The organism is Halomonas sp. NPDC076908 (genome assembly GCF_050269715.1).
Lineage (GTDB): Bacteria > Pseudomonadota > Gammaproteobacteria > Pseudomonadales > Halomonadaceae > Vreelandella.
Genome location: NZ_JBNNIW010000003.1, coordinates 187,867 through 205,183, shown reverse-complemented (window position 1 = coordinate 205,183; position 17,317 = coordinate 187,867). Strand labels below are relative to the sequence as shown.

Annotated in this window: 20 protein-coding genes; 8 read left to right on the top strand and 12 right to left on the bottom strand. The window is 52.0% G+C overall.

Translation table 11 applies throughout. The annotated features are described in order from the left end of the window. Window positions 1-159: 159 nt before the first annotated feature. The 3 genes from ACQKE4_RS03205 to ACQKE4_RS03195 all read left to right on the top strand — a co-directional run bounded on the left by ACQKE4_RS03205 (window position 160) and on the right by ACQKE4_RS03195 (window position 2,993). On the top strand, window positions 160-1,035 hold the full coding sequence (locus tag ACQKE4_RS03205) for a hypothetical protein (protein ID WP_264018148.1): 876 nt from the start codon (window positions 160-162) through the stop codon (window positions 1,033-1,035). 232 nt (window positions 1,036-1,267) lie between these two features. Then, the gene (locus ACQKE4_RS03200; RefSeq protein WP_427386862.1) at window positions 1,268-2,113 is read left to right on the top strand and encodes a fructosamine kinase family protein; all 846 of its coding nucleotides are present in this window, start codon (window positions 1,268-1,270) and stop codon (window positions 2,111-2,113) included. Between the two features lie 109 nt (window positions 2,114-2,222). Continuing rightward, on the top strand, window positions 2,223-2,993 hold the full coding sequence (locus ACQKE4_RS03195) for a DUF3750 domain-containing protein (RefSeq protein WP_427386861.1): 771 nt from the start codon (window positions 2,223-2,225) through the stop codon (window positions 2,991-2,993). Window positions 2,994-3,019: 26 nt separating this feature from the next. Here ACQKE4_RS03195 and ACQKE4_RS03190 read toward each other — a convergent pair whose 3' ends face one another. The 5 genes from ACQKE4_RS03190 to ACQKE4_RS03170 form a co-directional block, all read right to left on the bottom strand. Next, a complete protein-coding gene (locus ACQKE4_RS03190) occupies window positions 3,020-3,739 on the bottom strand; it encodes an aspartate/glutamate racemase family protein (protein WP_427386860.1) in 720 nt (239 codons plus the stop codon). Then, the gene (locus ACQKE4_RS03185) at window positions 3,739-4,881 is read right to left on the bottom strand and encodes a TRAP transporter large permease (protein ID WP_427386859.1); all 1,143 of its coding nucleotides are present in this window, start codon (window positions 4,879-4,881) and stop codon (window positions 3,739-3,741) included. The genes ACQKE4_RS03190 and ACQKE4_RS03185 overlap by 1 nt, the downstream gene beginning before the upstream one ends. Next, a complete protein-coding gene (locus tag ACQKE4_RS03180; protein ID WP_427386858.1) occupies window positions 4,878-5,447 on the bottom strand; it encodes a TRAP transporter small permease subunit in 570 nt (189 codons plus the stop codon). Before ACQKE4_RS03180 ends, ACQKE4_RS03185 begins: the two co-directional genes overlap by 4 nt. 17 nt (window positions 5,448-5,464) lie before the next feature. Then, window positions 5,465-6,502, bottom strand: coding sequence for a TRAP transporter substrate-binding protein (locus ACQKE4_RS03175; protein ID WP_427386857.1), 1,038 nt, complete (start codon window positions 6,500-6,502; stop codon window positions 5,465-5,467). A 318-nt stretch (window positions 6,503-6,820) separates the two neighbouring features. Beyond that, on the bottom strand, window positions 6,821-7,669 hold the full coding sequence (locus ACQKE4_RS03170) for a MurR/RpiR family transcriptional regulator (protein WP_427386856.1): 849 nt from the start codon (window positions 7,667-7,669) through the stop codon (window positions 6,821-6,823). Window positions 7,670-7,876: 207 nt separating this feature from the next. Between ACQKE4_RS03170 and ACQKE4_RS03165 the strand changes: the two genes are divergently transcribed. Next, window positions 7,877-8,275, top strand: coding sequence for an antitoxin Xre-like helix-turn-helix domain-containing protein (locus tag ACQKE4_RS03165; protein WP_427386855.1), 399 nt, complete (start codon window positions 7,877-7,879; stop codon window positions 8,273-8,275). Window positions 8,276-8,286: 11 nt separating this feature from the next. Beyond that, window positions 8,287-8,964: an RES family NAD+ phosphorylase gene (locus ACQKE4_RS03160; RefSeq protein WP_427386854.1), complete on the top strand. Its 678-nt coding sequence runs from the start codon at window positions 8,287-8,289 to the stop codon at window positions 8,962-8,964. Window positions 8,965-8,971: 7 nt separating this feature from the next. On the opposite strand, the gene mntR is transcribed toward ACQKE4_RS03160, so the two are convergent. After that, window positions 8,972-9,451 (bottom strand): manganese-binding transcriptional regulator MntR, encoded by a 480-nt coding sequence (gene mntR, locus ACQKE4_RS03155; RefSeq protein ID WP_427386853.1) that lies wholly within the window; start codon window positions 9,449-9,451, stop codon window positions 8,972-8,974. Between the two features lie 159 nt (window positions 9,452-9,610). Between mntR and ACQKE4_RS03150 the strand changes: the two genes are divergently transcribed. The 3 genes from ACQKE4_RS03150 to ACQKE4_RS03140 are packed head-to-tail and all read left to right on the top strand — an operon-like array spanning window position 9,611 to window position 12,306. Then, complete coding sequence (locus ACQKE4_RS03150; RefSeq protein ID WP_427386852.1) at window positions 9,611-10,531, top strand: metal ABC transporter solute-binding protein, Zn/Mn family; 921 nt, start codon at window positions 9,611-9,613, stop codon at window positions 10,529-10,531. Window positions 10,532-10,537: 6 nt separating this feature from the next. Continuing rightward, a complete protein-coding gene (locus ACQKE4_RS03145) occupies window positions 10,538-11,365 on the top strand; it encodes a metal ABC transporter ATP-binding protein (RefSeq protein ID WP_427386851.1) in 828 nt (275 codons plus the stop codon). Between the two features lie 17 nt (window positions 11,366-11,382). Then, window positions 11,383-12,306 (top strand): metal ABC transporter permease, encoded by a 924-nt coding sequence (locus ACQKE4_RS03140; RefSeq protein WP_427386869.1) that lies wholly within the window; start codon window positions 11,383-11,385, stop codon window positions 12,304-12,306. Between the two features lie 43 nt (window positions 12,307-12,349). Here ACQKE4_RS03140 and ACQKE4_RS03135 read toward each other — a convergent pair whose 3' ends face one another. The 6 genes from ACQKE4_RS03135 to ACQKE4_RS03110 form a co-directional block, all read right to left on the bottom strand. Next, entirely contained in the window at window positions 12,350-12,703 is a 354-nt protein-coding gene (locus ACQKE4_RS03135; RefSeq protein ID WP_427386850.1) for a P-II family nitrogen regulator, read from the bottom strand. An 86-nt stretch (window positions 12,704-12,789) separates the two neighbouring features. Next, window positions 12,790-13,542, bottom strand: coding sequence for a Na,Li,K/H(+) antiporter subunit UmpB (gene umpB, locus ACQKE4_RS03130; RefSeq protein WP_427386849.1), 753 nt, complete (start codon window positions 13,540-13,542; stop codon window positions 12,790-12,792). Continuing rightward, window positions 13,539-14,306, bottom strand: a complete 768-nt coding sequence (locus ACQKE4_RS03125; protein WP_427386848.1) for a DUF1538 family protein — start codon at window positions 14,304-14,306, stop codon at window positions 13,539-13,541. The genes umpB and ACQKE4_RS03125 overlap by 4 nt, the downstream gene beginning before the upstream one ends. A gap of 136 nt (window positions 14,307-14,442) precedes the next feature. Further along, a complete protein-coding gene (locus ACQKE4_RS03120; RefSeq protein WP_427386847.1) occupies window positions 14,443-14,571 on the bottom strand; it encodes a hypothetical protein in 129 nt (42 codons plus the stop codon). After that, a complete protein-coding gene (locus ACQKE4_RS03115; RefSeq protein WP_427386846.1) occupies window positions 14,568-15,776 on the bottom strand; it encodes an MFS transporter in 1,209 nt (402 codons plus the stop codon). The genes ACQKE4_RS03120 and ACQKE4_RS03115 overlap by 4 nt, the downstream gene beginning before the upstream one ends. 58 nt (window positions 15,777-15,834) lie before the next feature. Continuing rightward, window positions 15,835-17,229, bottom strand: coding sequence for a GntP family permease (locus ACQKE4_RS03110; RefSeq protein WP_427386845.1), 1,395 nt, complete (start codon window positions 17,227-17,229; stop codon window positions 15,835-15,837). Window positions 17,230-17,317 lie beyond the last annotated feature (88 nt).

The following is a 17,317-nucleotide window of genomic DNA, read 5'->3' as shown; positions in this document are numbered from 1 at the left end:
GCTTTCTCATGGGGGTAACCTCGTGTGGGCAAATGTGAGGTTACTGTAGGGCGAATGTCAGCCGGGCGGCAGGACGTCTTAGAATGAACGCTTACGTTAACAAAGCATTTTACCGGACGAGCCGGTGAATGCGGCGTTAGTTGCCAAAACGAGGTTTATATGTCTAACGAACAAAAATGCGATAGCCGGAATATTCCGCTCCCAATCCAACGTGATGTAAGGCAGCGATGTGGATTTGGGTGTGTGATGTGCGGCATGCCGTTGTATGAATATGAGCACATGGAAGAGTGGGCTAAGGTTCAAAGGCACGTCGCAGATGAAATCACATTGCTCTGTGATCAACACCATAGGGAGAAAACCGGCGGATTACTTCCAAAGGAGGTTGTACGAGAGGCAAACAGTAATCCATATAACCTGAGAGAAGGTGTATCAAAGCCTTATGATCTCTATTTTTCAGGTCGCGAGGCGTGCATTGAAATCGGTGGCAATAGTTTTACGTGTGCAGACCAAGGATATGGAACCGCGATGGCACCAATTAGCGTCGACGGAACTCCGCTAATTGGTCTTATCTTGGCTGATGGTCATTTCTTGCTTAACGTGGTGATTTTTGATGAGTTCAATACACCTGTCCTGCACATAAAAAACAATCAGCTTTTTTATTCAGTCGAGCCTTGGGATATTCAGTTGGTTGGGACTACTTTAACCGTTAGAGAGGCACACCGGAAAATTCTTATAGAATTTGATTTTCAGCCCCCAAACAAAGTGGTTATCAACCGAGGTCGCTTTCTTCGAAATGGCGTTGAGATACTGGTTCGACCGACCAACATCCTTGTCACCAACAATGCCACTGTTTTGAGCGGATGCCATGCACATAACTGCTATGGTGGATTGATCATTGGCCACCATGAAAAGCCGATTGGTGGGTTTATGAGATTAAATGGAATTTCTCGATACTTGGGTGATAGAAAGGAAGCTTTCAAGTTTGAAAAAGAGTGCAAAGAGAAAGATCAGTTTCTTGCCGAGGCAAGCAACTAACCAGTGGGTGAAGCTTACCAGTACTACACTGCGCTCCGCACCGGCAGCTTACCCAAGGCGTTATATCAGAGATGCCTAAAGGGCAGCAATTGGCCGATAGCAGAAATATCACTGCCCGTTTGCCTTTCTAATTGCGAATCCTAACTAGTCCTCGCCTAAGCTATCGGCGAATAATTGGACACCATGAACTCAACGAGATTTCCAGTTAACCTTGGTTAATGGAGGTCTCGCTATGAACAGTACACTCAAAACACTACTTAACGACGCCGGGCTCATACCCCAAGGTGCGCTTTCACCACTAAGCGGTGGCGATAGCGCCGTTACTTATCGGCTGAGCACGGATGCGGGTGATGTGGTGGTGAAGAGGGATGCCCCAGCTCGGCTAACGGGTGAGGCGGATGGGCTACGAGCCCTCGCGAGTGCTAACAGTGGTTTGATAGTGCCTGCGGTACTCGCCCAAGAGGGTGAGTGGTTAGTGATGGAGGCGTTGGAAACAGTTTCTTATCGGCATGGTTGCGCTGAATCCTTGGGGGAGGGTCTTCGCAGGCTGCATGGGGTCACTGGTGAAGAGCACGGCTGGCCCCGCGACAATGCCTGCGGGAGAACCCCTCAATCGAATGCGCCGTTGCGAGATGGCCGTGTTTTTCAGGGCGAGCGGCGTTTGCTGCCGTTAATCGACGTTTGCTCGGCCAAGGGGCTGCTGGATAACGCACTGCGTCAACGCCTTGAAACCATCGTCCACGGGCTAGAATGCTGGCTACCAGATGTGCCCGCTAGCTTGGTGCATGGCGATCTATGGTCGGGTAATGTGCTATGCACTGCCCAGGGGGCGGCGGTTATCGATCCCGCTGTCTATCGTCATTTTCCAGAGGTCGATTTGGCGATGTTAACCCTGTTCGGATCACCCGGTGAGGCGTTTTTTGAAGCATACTGGAATGATAACGCGCCCGCTGATTGGCCAAGGCGAGAGGCGCTGTTCCAGCTTTACCCGCTACTTAACCATTTGCTCCTGTTTGGAGGGAGTTATCGAACGGCGTTGGAGCAAGCGGTGATTAGGCTAGAGGCCTACCACGCGTAGTATTATTGGTTACTCGCTTGGCTTTTGTTACCCCTCGCATGGCCGAGGGCTTACTACTACGTGTACGCAAGGTCGAGTTACTTTGCAGGTAATGGATAACTAACCCACTATGATTAGATCATTATTACGCTGGCTTTTATGCCTTGTGGCACTTTTGGCGCTGCTATTAGCGGGCCCTGCCTGGATGCTGGCAAGTGGCACCATTGCGACGGACGTTCACTGGTCTAGCCTTGATCGCACATCTGCTGGTTTAGCTCCCTTGCCCGAGAGTTCAAACGAGGCCGTGGTGCAGGTATATGCTGCTAATGCTTACAACTGGCGCGGTGCCTTTGGTGTGCATCCTTGGATTGCGTTTAAAGCAGAAGGGGAGCCGGATTACCGCATTCTTCAGGTGATGAGCTGGCGTCGTCCTACGATCGTCAATGTTGTCGATACGCCTGACCGTGCATGGTTTGGCAATGCCCCTATGCTGCTTGCGGATTATCGCGGTGATGCCGCGACAGCGCTGATACCAGAGATTCTTGCGGCGGCTGAACGCTACCCAAGTGCGGAGCGTTATCGCGTATGGCCAGGGCCAAATAGTAATACCTTTATTGCCTGGGTTGCCCGTGAGGTGGAAGGTTTTGATGTGGCGCTACCGGCTACGGCGGTCGGCAAAGACTTTTTATTTGGCAGCGTTGTTGCGCCAACACCCAGTGGTACGGGTTACCAGCTCTCACTGGGTGGCGTGTTGGGTCTTATGCTGGCAAAAGAGGAGGGCATTGAGCTTAACTTATTAGGTTTGAGCTTTGGTATTGATGTAATGCGGCCCGCCTTGAAACTGCCGGGTATAGGCCGATTGGGAATGCCCGCGCGGGTGGCGGGCAATGTGGATTATTGATTATTCACCGGGGTGTTTTTTACAACCTAGGACTGGTTAAGCAGCTGTGTTTGATTAATAACCTGAGTTGGTTTAAGAACATAGCCTAGCGCTTCTTCGAAGCCGTCTATTACAGTGATGCGGTAGCGTGTTTGAAGTGCTTTAGCACGGCCTGCAAACGCTCCCGAACCCAACACAATGGCTTGGGCGTCTAACCGAATAGCCGTTTGAATGGCGTCGTGAAGCCGCGCTTCAGCATGCTCGGTTTGTGCAGCGGTATCGGCTACCCCCAGGCCGGTTGCAACAACGCGGCAGCGTTCGCTCAACCCGTAAGTGGCGCTAAGCGCTTCAATAGTGGGCACCGCTTCAACAAAGGTGGTGATCACCGTAAACAGGCCGCCACTTGCCGCCGCGTAGCGAATGCCTGCCTCCGCTAAGCTGATCACCGGTGCCTGGGTAAGCTGGCGGATTTCCGCAATGGCAATATCGTCAAAACACGCCATGATATAGCCCGAAAACCCTTCCGCTTTGCGTTTTTCAACCAGCGCTAGCACGTGCTGAGTCGCGGCGGCTTTGTCCTGTTCGTTTTCGATAGCGTAGGGCCCGTGAGCAGGGCTGGTGACCTCTGTTATTACGCCTGGTGGGGTGATACGGAGCACAAGTTCGCGAATGCTCTGGGTGACAGTGCTATTGGTATTGGGATTGATAATTAAAATCCGCAGTGTCTCTTTCTCTGTCTCTGCCACTTGCGTTTGATGATGGCTCATTAGCGCCCCGCCAGTAAGTCGGGTAGCCACATAACGATACCGGGCCAAACCATAATCGCCAGAGTAAACAGCGCCATAATGCCAACGAAGGGCATTGAACCCCAAATCACGTCATTAAAGCTGCCGCCATCTTTACGCACGCCCTGAACCACAAACAGGTTCATGCCTACCGGCGGGGTAATCAGTGCTATTTCACACATCAAGACGATGAAAATACCAAACCAGATAGGGTCAATGCCCACCGCCATTACCATGGGCACGGTGATAGGTACGGTGAGTACCAGCATCGACATCGCATCCATAAAAGTGCCGAGGATGACGTAAAACACCAAGAGCACGAGGAGTAGGCCGACAGCGGTGAGGCCAAACGACGCCACCCACTGGGTAAGTGCTTGGGTAACCCCTAGCATTGAAATGGTCACATTAAGCAGCAAGGCGCACATCAGTACGATAATCACCATGCCCGAAGTTTTGGCCGCCTGAAGCGAGCAGTGAATGAGTAGATCAAGGCTCATCTTTCCACCACCGACAATAAACGCTAAGGCAATCACTACACCAATGGCAGCTGATTCAGTCGGGGTGGCCAAGCCGCCGTAAATACTCCCCATCACTACGCCAAAAATGACCACGGGAGGAATCAGGTGCTTGGAGAGTGAGAGTTTCTCTTGTAACGAAACATCGACCTCTACCAACGATGCATTGCCTGCCTTACCGTGAGCGATAAACAAGTACACCGAGAACAGCAGCGCAAGGGTAATCCCTGGAATTAAACCCGCTGCAAACAGCTGGCTAACCGAGGTGTTGGCTAACTGGCCATAGACCAGCATACAGGTGGCAATGTTGGTATGCAGTAAGCCGCCGGGAAGCTTGTTAAACCACACCGCTAAGGCGGCATACATGCGGTCCGCAATACCACCCCGCAGTAGTAACTCTCCCAGCAGCATAAACAGCGGTATCGCGAGCATAGAGGGGCTATTTAAACTGCTCCACACCACGCCACCCATCATGTCTACCAGGGGCGCGCCATACATCAAATAGCCGCCTAACACGCCTACAAACAGAATCGCCACGGCGACGGGTAAGCTTAAAAGCATCAGTGCCAGCATGACTAAAAATGCTGCAATAATCAGCGGAATGCTCATAGCTTGCCTCCTTCGCGCTGCTCAAGGTCGGCCAGTTCTGCCTCTAGTTCATCGGTTGCCGAACTAGGCCCAAAGTGCCGATTGAGGGTTTTCCAATCGCGTTTAACCAGCAGTAGTAGCGCTTTGACTGACAGCAGCGCTGCTGCCACGCTAAATGCCGACATGGCGATTAACCAGATGGTTTGTGGGTAAATCAGCGGCGTTGCCCAGGGCGTTTGAGCGATGGAGCGATACATTTGTGTATCCAGTACAGTCTGCACCGTGAAGTAGAGCAAGAATGCTGCTAACAGCCCCAATGAAAGGGCTGCCAGTGCATTAAGTACCGCCTGAGTCGCAGTGGGTAGGCGCATATGCAGCAAGTTGATGCGTATATGCGACTGATCCACCATGGCGACGCAAAAGGCCAGCGGCGCGGCGATGGCAATCGCGTAGCCACCTAGTTCATCCACCCCGCCCAGTGACAGCGAGAAGAACTTGCGGATCAGCGTTTCGAGGGTGATCAAGACCGCAAGCAGTAGCATGACGCTGCCGAAAATGATCCCAAGAATGCGGGAGTAGGTCGTCATCTTCCTCTCCTAGAGTCTTATAGGCCTAACTGAGCGCCAACGGTGTCACGCCAGGCGGCTTCGCAATCAGCAGCAACAGCGTTGCACTGGCTGGCCCAAATGGGCAGCGATACTTCTTCAACAGCAGCGGTTACGGTGGCTAGGTCTGCTTCTGAAACAGGTACTTCGCTAAGGGAGTAAGAGGTACCAAACTCGCAGGGCGTTTCGCCAGCGTTGCAGCGCATGGCATCTTCGTATAGCTCTTCGGAGTATTGCCAAATATCGTCGCTAAGGGTGGCGATCGCTTCTTCCAACTGAGTTTGCTGCTCGTCCGTTAAGCGGTTCCATGTGTTCATGTTGATGGCATAGCCATTGATCGCTAACTGCAGCGCAATGGGGAGCACCGTACTGGTCGCTTCAGGCCAGCCGCCGGAGTTGGCGGAAGCGGGGCCAGTAATGGCGCAGTCGACTACCCCGCGGGATAGCGCTTGCTGTACATCGCCAAAGGGCATGGAAATGCCGGTAGCGCCCAGCTCGCCAACGAAGTTAGCCGCACTTTGGTCGCCTACCCGAACGCGCAGGCCTTGAAGGTCATCTAAGCCCGTAATCTCATCACTGCAGAAAATTACCTGGGGGCCTGCAGGCCATACGCCCAGCAGTTTGGCGTTGAAGCGCTCTTGTAGGCGTGAGTCTACATAGTCATAAAACGCATTGACGTTATTACGCCCGGCTTCAAAGCTGGTATTCAGACCAATCAAATCCAGACCCAGGATGGAGGGCTCATCGCGACTTACTTGGGGGCCGCGTAGCGAAACAATGTCGAACAGCCCGGAATTTAGTACGCGAAGCCCATCGGTGTCAGGAATGCCAGCCACATCAACGGGAATGTACTGAACCGACACATCAAGGCCGCTATGTTCGGCAAGCGCTTCAAAGAAGGGCTGCTCTTTGTTTTGCGCGATAAGCCCGGAGCCTGCGGGTTGACCAAGGACTTTTAGTGAGATGGTTTCCGCCTGGGCGGTGGATACCATTAGCGCGGTGGAGATGGCGGTGAGTAGAACGGTACGCTTTAACATGTCGGTTTCCCTGTGTAGTTTTACCACGCTCAGATTTTTACTTGGTGGTGTGGCATGGATGGATTCGCATGCAGTTATTTAGACGCAGTCATCTAGATAGCTGAAGGACAGTGCAATGTTTGGTATGTGGATCCATATTTCATGCCACAATCAATAAGAAACTGTAGTTTCACATTAAAATCAATTAATTGTGATGATTAGGAGCAATACGCGGGCTTCTGAAGGTGTAACCAAAGTGCACACTAAGAGTGCAAAAGGGGCGTGTTATGCGCTATCTAGGTGCTTGTGGTCGCCGGTAATCATTGTCAAAGCCCTTTATCAAAGCTCTTCAAAACGATCATTCAGCGTTTCGATGCGGCGTAAACGTGAACGGGAGGCATCGCCTGCCAATTCAATCGTGCGCATTGCAAGCAGGTGGCAGAGTGCCATCACCGCGGTATGGTTAAATAATGGCCCGGTGGCTAGTGTATGACAGCGAAAGTGCCAAGTGGCGCTTGGCTCTGCGTTCAAACCTTCATCGGTAATATAAAGCAGCTTGGTGCCGCACTCTTTGGCGTGGGCAAGCAACTGTTCGGTCAGTGCCACCCGGCGGCGCAGGCCAAAGATAATCACACAATCATCCTGTGTGAAATTAACCAACTGCTCCCCGAGCGTTTCGCCGCCACCGGGCAGGCTGGTGACCTGTTCAACGACCTGGGTTAACTGCCAGCGCAAGTAATCGGCAAACGGGTGGCTGGCGCGAAAACCAATCACCCATGTTTTACGGGCGCTTAAAACTGTGCGGGCAACATCATCTACTTCCGCCTGGGTAATGGTGGCAAAGGTTCGGTCTAGATTGGCTTTGCCCTGCTCTAGATTGCTGGCAAGGGAGTGCTCTTCAGTGCGTGCGTCGGAGGAAGGTAGAAAAAGCCTGGACCCGGTGGTTTGCTCTTCGCGGGCATGTTTGCGGGCTGCCTCATAGCTTTCGTAACCTAACCGCCGCACAAAACGTGACACAGTGGCCTTAGAAACGTTGGCAAATTGAGCAAGCTCTTGGGCATCGTAACTGGCTAATTCACCAGGAAAATCACACACAAATTCGCCCAGCCGCCGTTCCGCAGGGTGGAGTGTGGGCAGGGCGCTGCGCACGCGAGTTAGAAACGAGCGTTCCTTAGCGATGGGCGACATTGTTCATCCTGAAATCTCAGTTTCATAAATAATGAAGGCTGATGATGCATTGAGCAACAATAAAAGATGATGCTAAAATTATTTGCAGATACTATTATGCTATTATTGTGTTTGCAGATAGTAAGCGTTTGAAGACTGGAAAGCGTTTGAAGATTAGAAAACTTTTGAAGACTAAAAGCATTGGTAGTGAGCAGCAGAGGAGTCGCCATGCAAACGGCACAAAACATTGCTCAGAACCGAGCAGCAGCTGCAGCGGGTTTAAAAGCGGCGGTGCGGATTTTGGATAAATGGCGCGCGTCTGGCGAGCAGGGCGAGGCGATCTTGCGGGTTTCCCATAGCACCTACGCGCGTGCCCGGCGGGGCGATATTGCCGAGATTAAACTGGATAGCGATCAGCTTACCCGGATCAGCTACTTGCTTAATATCCACGCGTCGCTACGAGTTATCTTTGATAATCCAGAGAACCTGTATGGGTTCGTTAATATGATTAACCATAACCCTTACTTTAATGGCCGCACCCCACTGGAAATTATGGGATCAGGGGATTTTGCCGCGCTCTACGAAACGTTCAAGCGTGTCGATAGCCTGCGAGGTGGTCAGTGGTAAAGGCTGCTGATGTGAAGAAGTTGCCAGCTCGGGAAGTGTCTGGCTATCGCTTGGTCAATAGCAAGTTTCCACCGATTGATCTGTTCGATGATGTGGCAAGCGCTGAAGAGTTTGCCGCGCTGCATGCACTGCAGGCATTAACCAATCCGCGGTTACAAAATGAAGTCGGTAATTTGGCGCTGCTCCCGCCGGAACGCATCCCCTTTGGCATTCGTGGCTGCTCCTATGCGGTGGCGCCGTTTACCCATGTAAATCCACAGGGGTCGCGCTTTAGTGATGGCAGCTTTGGGGTGCTCTATTTAGCCGATATGCTTGAAACCGCCATTGCGGAGGTGAAGCATCATCAGCAAGTGTATTGGCAAAATGTTCCAGAATTGCACTACGAGCGATTTGTCTTTCGTGGCTTAAAGGCAATATTTGATGAAGGGGGGCTGGGCGATGCGCTGGCGCTACCCATCGACCATGCTATTTATGCACCGGATGATTACTCAGTCTCACAGCTATTCGGTGAGGACGTTCGGCAATCGTTGGATGGGCTTCGTTACCACTCTGTTCGCAAGGCTAATGCTAACTGTTGGGCATTGATAACGCCCATTAATGTGGCCGACATTATCCAAACCACTCACTTGGAGATGATTTGGAACGGTGCTATTACCCAGGTGAATCATCTCCGTTTTTCTCGGCGATGATGAGTAATTAGCTGTTCTGCTGCTGTTCGGTAAAGCGCTGCATAATAGCAAGCGTTTCATCGCTTACGTGGTGCTCCATACCTTCCGCGTCAATGCGCGCCGTGGAGTCTTTAACGCCAAGCGCACGCAAAAAATGCAGCACAATATCGTGACGGGCACGGGAGGTTTCCGCCATTTTTTGGCCCGCTTCAGTTAAAAACAGTGAGCGGTAGGGCTTGCTGGTCACCAACTCCAACTCATTTAAGCGTCGAATCATTTTTGATACCGTCGCTTGGCTTACAGCCATGCGATTGGCGATATCCGCAGCGCGTGCTTCACCGCGGTGCTTCAACAGATCGCCAATCAGCTCGACGTAATCTTCAATTAGCTCGGTTTCGTGGGCGTTACGTACCGTTGCATACTGAACGGCATGCTGCTCCACGGGCGGCAGGGCATCACCAGGGATGCTTTGGGCGGGCAATGAAGCTTGCGAATTAGAATCAGTCATTGGCAAATTATATCGAAGGTAGTGGTAATAATCATTGGATCGCTGAGTGGATAGTAGCTTATTTTTACGCAACATTGTTAGCCAAGGCTAAACTGTTTGCACAGTGCTTTCTTGTTGAGCTACAGTCTACTTATTGGGAACGTAATAAAGGAAGTAAAAATGAACAAGCGCAATTTTTGTATGGCTTTGAGTCTACCGCTATGGCTAAGCGCTGTAATGACGACAGCTCAAGCAGAGGATTCAGCGCCTTCTCCTTTAAATGTTGCCGTTACATTCTCGGTACTGGGCGATATTGTTGCCAGAGTAGCAGGCGAAGACGCCAACGTTACCGTATTGACACCGATTGGCGCTGAAGTGCACGAGTGGGAGTTAACGCCGGGCAATTTTGCCAGCCTGGAAAATGCTGATGTGGTGTTTTACAACGGCTATCAGCTAGAGCAGTGGATGCATCAGGTTGAATCAACGGTTGTCGATCGAACGCCCGTGATTGCGGTGGCGGAAGCCTCTGACTACCCAACCCAAACGATTATTACTGGTGATATGGAAGGCGACGTCGATCCTCATCTTTGGATGGATCCCCGTGCGGTTTCCGCCTATGTGCAGGTGGTTGCGAATGAGCTTGAACATTTACTTCCCCAACGGGCTGAAGAGCTGCAATTAAGAGCTGAAGCGCTAAAAGATGAGTTGCACACGCTGCATGTTGAGCTCCAAGAGCGCTTAGAATTAATACCTGAAGAGCGCCGCATTTTACTCAGCAGTGAAGCCGCATTTCTATATTTCTCAGACGCTTATAATTTTGAACATAACGGCATCTGGGGTACCAACGCCGAAACCGAAGGCTCACCCCGCCAGTTAATGCGCGTGGTGGATATGATTAATGAGCGCCAACCCGCAGCTCTGTTTTGGGAAAGCACTATTTCTGATCGCCATGTAACGAGCTTGGCGCGAGATACTGGCGTCCAGGTGGCCGGGCCTTTATATGTTGACTCTTTAAGTGAGCCCAACGGTGAAGCGGGTGATTATTTCACCATGATGCGCCACAACGTTGAGCTATTGCGCCAAGCATTGGCAACCGAGTAAACGATTATGGCAACTACGGTGGGTCAAGCGTCTGTGGCGATTGATATAAAAGGGCTTTACGCGGCCTATCAGCGCCAGCCCGTGCTGGAGGACATTAACCTGCAATTTCCGGCAGGTAAATGGACGGCCATTGTAGGCCCCAACGGGGCAGGTAAGTCGACACTTTTTCATGTGCTTACCGGCAGCATGAAACCGTTGCGCGGTAGTGTGCAGGCATTCGATCAGCCGATCTCGGCTCACCGTAAAGCAGGGCACATCGCCTATATGGCGCAGCGGGAAGCGATTGAGTGGGACTTTCCTGTCTCGGTGTGGGAGACCGTTATGGGTGGCCGCTACGGGCATATGCGCCATGATGCCTTGTGGAGGCGACTACTCCCTTCGCGCTGGTATGCTCCTCGCCATACAGAGGCCGTACGTGAAGCGCTACAGGCGGTAGATATGCTGGGGCTGGCTGAACGCCCCATTGGTGCGCTCTCCGGCGGTCAGAAAAAGCGTGTGTTACTTGCTCGGGCGCTCGCCCAGCAGGCCAGTATTTTACTCCTGGATGAGCCATTGGCGGGGGTAGACCCGCCCAGCGAGCAATTGATTTTAAATGTGCTGGCCCGTGAGCGCGAGGCGGGGCGTACGGTGATTATGGTGACCCATGATATGCCTGGCGCTCGTCGCCATGTTGATCACGTGGTGTTAATCAACCGGTTTATTCGTGGTGTGGGCACGCCTAATGACATGCTGAGTGATGCCAAATTAGCCGAGCTGGCAGTGAGTTCTATTGAACAGTCGGCAAATGATATGAAGGTCGCTGAAGTAACTTCCTATATGGCAGCTCAGGGGTAAATGAAGTGGCAGAACTAATGGTGGCACTTGGCCTATTCGGCGATGCCGTGGTGAGTTGGCTGATCGCCGCTCTCATGGTTATTGTCAATATATTGCCTGGTAGCGTTTCAGATGCCTTCCAATACGCGTTTATGCAGCGAGCTTTATTGACGTCGGTACTAGTGGGCGCTATTTGCGGCATTTTATCCTGTTATGTCGTGCTTAAACGCTGGTCACTGCTGGGGGATGCGATCTCGCATGCGGTGTTACCGGGGGTGGCCATTGCTTACCTGCTGGGTTGGCCATTTTTTATCGGCGCCTTTATTACCGGTGCACTAACCTCCGTGGGCATTGGCGCTATTGAACGCCATACACGCATTAAATCGGATGCGGCCATGGGGTTGATGTTCACCGGTGCTTTTGCGCTGGGTATTGTGATTATCAGCAAAATCGCATCAAGCACCCATCTAATGCATATTCTGTTTGGCAACGTGCTGGGTGTTCAGCAGTCAGCGCTGCTGTTGACGTTGGTGGCCAGTGTGATTGCACTGCTCGTGGTGTGGCTAGCCTACCGGCCACTGCTGCTTTACGCTTTTGACCCTCAGCAGGCTCAGGCGCTGGGCTTTAATACCAGCGTGATTCACTACGGATTAATCTTGCTGTTAACGCTGACCATCGTGGCGAGTTTAGAGACCGTCGGTATTATTTTAGTGGTGGCGATGCTGATTACCCCAGGGGCTACTGCACACCTGCTCACTGACCGTTTTAAAACCATGATGCTGATTTCAGTCAGTGTTGGGGTGAGTTCAGCGGTGATAGGTCTGTGGCTTTCGGTGGTGCTGGATGTGGCTTCTGGCGGCACCATTGTACTGGTTGCCACCTGCTGGTTCTTTATAGCACTACTGTTTTCGCCTAAGCATGGGCTGTTATTGCGCCAGTGGCGTCGCTGGCGCATGGGCTAATGCTAAAAGGGCTAATGCTAAAAAGCACCCGATAATAGGCTACCTACGGCTGTGGCTGATCAGCCTGACCGGAGAGTGACTGAATCTGGCTTTTAACTCCCACAGCATCCTCAACGTCCAGCTGAAAGGCGATGCCAGTACCTGGGGTTTCGTCAAACTCACCTACCCGAGCAATTGCCTCAAGGATATGACGGCTACGGTGCTCCTCTGCCAGGAACAGTAGCATGTCCCGCTGCGCAGTTATCTCCATACCAAAAATGCCGTGGGTTTTATTCAGCCCTTCACCGCGAGCATTATTAATGACGGTAGCGCCAGTGCAGCCAGCTTTGCGTGCGGCTTCAAGAATGGCATCGGTCAAATCGTCTTCTACCATGGCAACAATCAGTTTAAAGCGCATTGTGATCTCCTTTTCCTAACAACTTGCTTTCGTAGGGGCATTACGTCATTAGCTGAGCTTAGACGGCGGCTAGCTTAGAACAGGGGTTATCTCAGTCGCGTGGTTCGCCATTGAGCGATTTGGGCGTACCCCATCACGGTAATGATAGGAAATAAGCAGGCAAGAGCGATCATGCCAAAACCATCCATGACGGGGCTACGACCAGGAATTTCGGATGCCAACCCTAGTCCTAAAGCGGCAATGATAGGTACGGTAATCGTTGAGGTTGTGACCCCGCCCGAGTCAAATGCCAGCGGAATGATGGCGCGTGGGGAACGTAAGGTTTGCACAATCACTAACACGTAGGCAGCTAACACGAACCACTGCAACGGCCAGCCCATTACAATGCGCCAGGTGCCCAGCGTAATCCCAAAGGCCATGCCGAGCGCTACCGCAATGCGTAGCATCAGCGGGTCAATCGTGCCGCCGGAAATCTCGCCCGCTTTGATGGAAACGGCGATCAGTGAGGGTTCGGCAATCGTGGTGCTGGCGCCAATAGCAAAAGCGAAGATATAGACCCAGTAGTAGTCGCTCCAATGGCGCTGGGCGCCCTCGGCTAAGCTAGGCAAGAACTCATGATTAGTGAGCTGGCTGGCCATTAGCTCACCCATTGGAAACAGTGCTTGTTCCAAGCCGACTAAAAAAAACGATAGCCCCACCCAAACCATAAAAAAACCGGACAACACTTGCGGCAGTCGCTTTACAGGCTTACGAATGACTAGGTATTGAAAACCGAAAACAATGGCAGCGATAGGCAGAATATCTAGCAGCGTTCCCCAGAAAGTGACGATTAGGGTCATGGCGCGACTCCTGGTATCAGGTGGATACCAATAATGCCAAATAGCAGTACAAAAATAATCGGCATCACTGATGCCAATGCAATCAGCCCAAAACCATCGAGCATTGGGCTGCGGCCTTTTATCGACGACGCCAGTCCTACGCCCAGTGCTGTCACCAGTGGCACGGTGATGGTCGAGGTTGTGACGCCTCCTGAGTCATAGGCGATGCCGATCATCTCAGCGGGGGCGAGGAGCGTAAGCAACAGCACCAGCACATAGCCAGCAATAATCATTAAATGCAGCGGCCAGCCTTTAAAAATACGCACCACACCTATCACTATCGCGACACCTACAGAGACCGCCACCACCATGCGCAGGGCAAAGGCAAAGCTGTTTTGCGCCCCTATGCTGTCATTAATCAGGCCACCCTGTGCAACAACCTCTGCCGCGCGGGCGGCGATGGCGATCAATGCCGGTTCGGCGACAGTAGAGCCAAGCCCAAGTGCAAACGCAAATATTAGTAGCCATGTTGCCGAGCCTTTTTTTACAAACGCACGGGCCAAGTTCTCGCCCAAAGGAAACAGGCCTAGCTCAAGCCCTTTAATAAAGAGCGTCAGGCCGATGACGACAAATAGCAGACCTAGGGCCAGGTCGGTCAAGGCAAGGGTGTCGGGTAGGGGCTGACGGATAACCACTAACTGGAAAAATGCCATCACCAATACCACCGGCGCAAGATCGCGCAGGCTATCTTTAAATTGGCGGGCAAGCGATGCCACAAGATCCATTCAATCTTCCGTGTGTCAGGGAGGAATCACAAGTAACGCTCGGGCGTTATCTAATTAAGAACAGAGTGTAATGGAAAATAATGACTCAAAGCTTGATCCTGCGCATAAAGATCAACTTGATTATTGTTAGTCGCTTTTAACAAAGTCGACTGCCGAATAGCAGCAGCGAAGGGTCGAGGTTTTGCCAGCCCCACCAGGCGAAAACCAAACCGCCAAGCAAGGCAGCGGTGACTATCACAGCGCTAAGTGCTTTGGTGGCGTTCATGGCATCACCTTGGTTAATGTGCTGCGTTCAAGGGGTTTCTCACTGATATACCAGTGTAGTGCAGCGGCCACGAGAGAGAGCAAAATGGCAATTTTCCATACGGTGTTGTAGTTGCCGGTAAGATCATAAAAATAGCCGCCCAACCAAACACCCATAAAGGAACCTAGCTGGTGAAACAGAAATACAATGCCGCCCAGCATCGAGAGATGGCGAACACCAAAGACTGACGCCACGATGCCGTTTGTAAGTGGTACGGTGGAGAGCCATAACAGTCCCATCGCGATACCAAATACATACGCACTTATAGGGCTTAGTGGCAAAAACACAAACGCAGTGATCACCACACCACGAATCAAGTAGAGCCATGATAGCAGCTTAGGCTTGGACCAAATGCCGCCCATCCAGCCTGCGGTATAGGTACCCACGATATTAAATAGACCGACTAATGCCAACACCGTTGTTCCTACCTGAACAGCAAGGCCATTATCGAATAAGTAGCCGGGTAGGTGTACGGCAATAAACACTACCTGAAAGCCACAGACAAAAAAGCCTAAACAGAGTAGCCAGAAGCCTTTTTGGCCTGCGGCTTCGTTAAGTGCATCTTTAAGGCTTAAATCGGCTGACGTTTTGGCTGAAGGTTTATCACGCAGCATGGCGCCTAATGGAATGATAAGGGTGGCAATCGCTGCCATCGCCATTAGCGCCGCCGCCCAGCCCAGCCACTCGATCAAGCCAAGCGTGCCGGGAAGCATGGCAAATTGCCCAAACGAGCCTGCGGCACTGACGATCCCCATAGCCATACTGCGTTTTTCCGGCGCTACTGCGCGGCCAACAGCGCCTAAAATCACTGAGAACGTGGTGCCCGAAAGGCCAAGGCCAATCAACAGCCCAGCGCTTACCGTCATGCCCAGCGCTGAGGTGGAGAGGCTCATAAACATCAAGCCCAGGGCATAGAGTAGGCCGCCAATCACGATAATTTTAGCCGCACCGAATCGGTCAGCCAGTGCACCAGTAAAGGGTTGCGATAGGCCCCACACTAGGTTTTGCAGGGCAATGGCAAAGGCAAATACACCACGCCCCCAGCCCAGGTCGCTGCTGAGTGGCTCCATAAATAGGCCAAAGCCATGGCGTAAGCCCATGGCAGTGGAGATAACTAAACTTCCTAAGATAATTAACAGCAGCGCGTGGTTGCGAGCGAGAGCCATGGTGTTCTCTTTATTTGCAGGCTTACAGTTAGCTTACTATCTCATGCGTTGTGCGCTTTTAGAAGCTGCCAAATAGAGTGCCGAGTGCAATAACACTAATCAGCGCCGTGATCGGTAGCACGATAGTCACCATCGCCACATTGGCGTATGACTGGCGGTGGGTAAGGCCGCAAATGGCTAATAGGGTAATAACGGCGCCTGAGTGGGGAAGGGTATCCATACCACCCGCTGCCAATGTGGCTACGCGGTGCATCAACTCTGGATTAATCCCCGCTTCTTGGGCCATAGCGAGATATTCACTGCCCAGGGTTTCTAGCGCAATCGAGAGCCCACCGGAAGAGGAGCCGGTGATCCCGGCTAATACACTCATTGCCATGGCTTCTGAAATTAAAGGATTGCCGGGAAATGCTGTCAGCACCGAATCGCGAATAATTGCAAAGCCCGCCATGCTGGCAATGACAGCACCATAACCCACCTCTGAGGCAGTGTTGAAAATGGGCAAAAGTGAACCAAAGCAGCCCTTGTTGATACTCGCTTTAAGATCCAGCCAATGCTTCCAGCGGGTGATGATTAACCATGTCGAGGCACTGAGAAGGGCGATTAAAATGGCCCATAGACCGCTTTGACCGGAGGGGGAGACATTTTCAAACTCGTCGCTAATAAAGCTTAAATCGATGGCTGGAAATACCCCGTAGGTAAACAGTGCGTTCAGGCCAATAACCATCACTATGGGTATCAGGGCCAGCGGCAGTGCCATGACCGTGATGGGGGTATTTTCTTCGTTAGGATCCACTTCACGTTCTGTATGCTGGCCATAGCCTTCGCCGTTTTGCGCTGCTTTTTTGACCCGTGATTGCAGGTAAAAAGTACCCAAGCCAAGCATGATCAGCCCGGCAATAATGCCGAGTCCAGGCGCTGCAAAACTATTGGTTTCGAAATAGGGGATGGGAATCGCGTTTTGTATTGCCGGCGTGCCTGGCAACGCGGTCATGGTGAAGGTGAAGGCACCTAGCGCAATGGAGGCTGGGATTAGACGCTTAGGCACATTGGCGCTGCGAAACAGCTCACGACTGATCGGGTAAATAGCAAACGCAACCACGAATAGCGATACACCCCCATAGGTCAATATTGCGCAGGCCATGACCACGGTGAGTACGACGTGGTGAGTGCCGAGTTTTTTGACGATGCCGTTGGCAATCGACTGCGCGGCACCCGAGTCGGCCATTAATTGCCCAAACAGCGCGCCTAATAAAAATAGCGGGAAGAACTGGATAACGTAGTTGCCCAGCGCACTCATAAAAGTGTCGGTGTAGATCGGCAATAAAAACGCGGCGTCCCCTGAAAGCAGCACCGCCAAACTCGCCATCAGTGGTGCCAGCAGCAGTACCGAAATTCCTCGGTAGGCGAGGAACATCAATAGCAGCAGAGAAATAACAATGGCAAGTATGCTCATGCGAGCTCCTAAGCAAAGAGTAAAGTAGTGATGCCGGATATACATGCAAAAGAGGGGATGGTAGGCAGCATGGTGCGCCGCAGCAAGA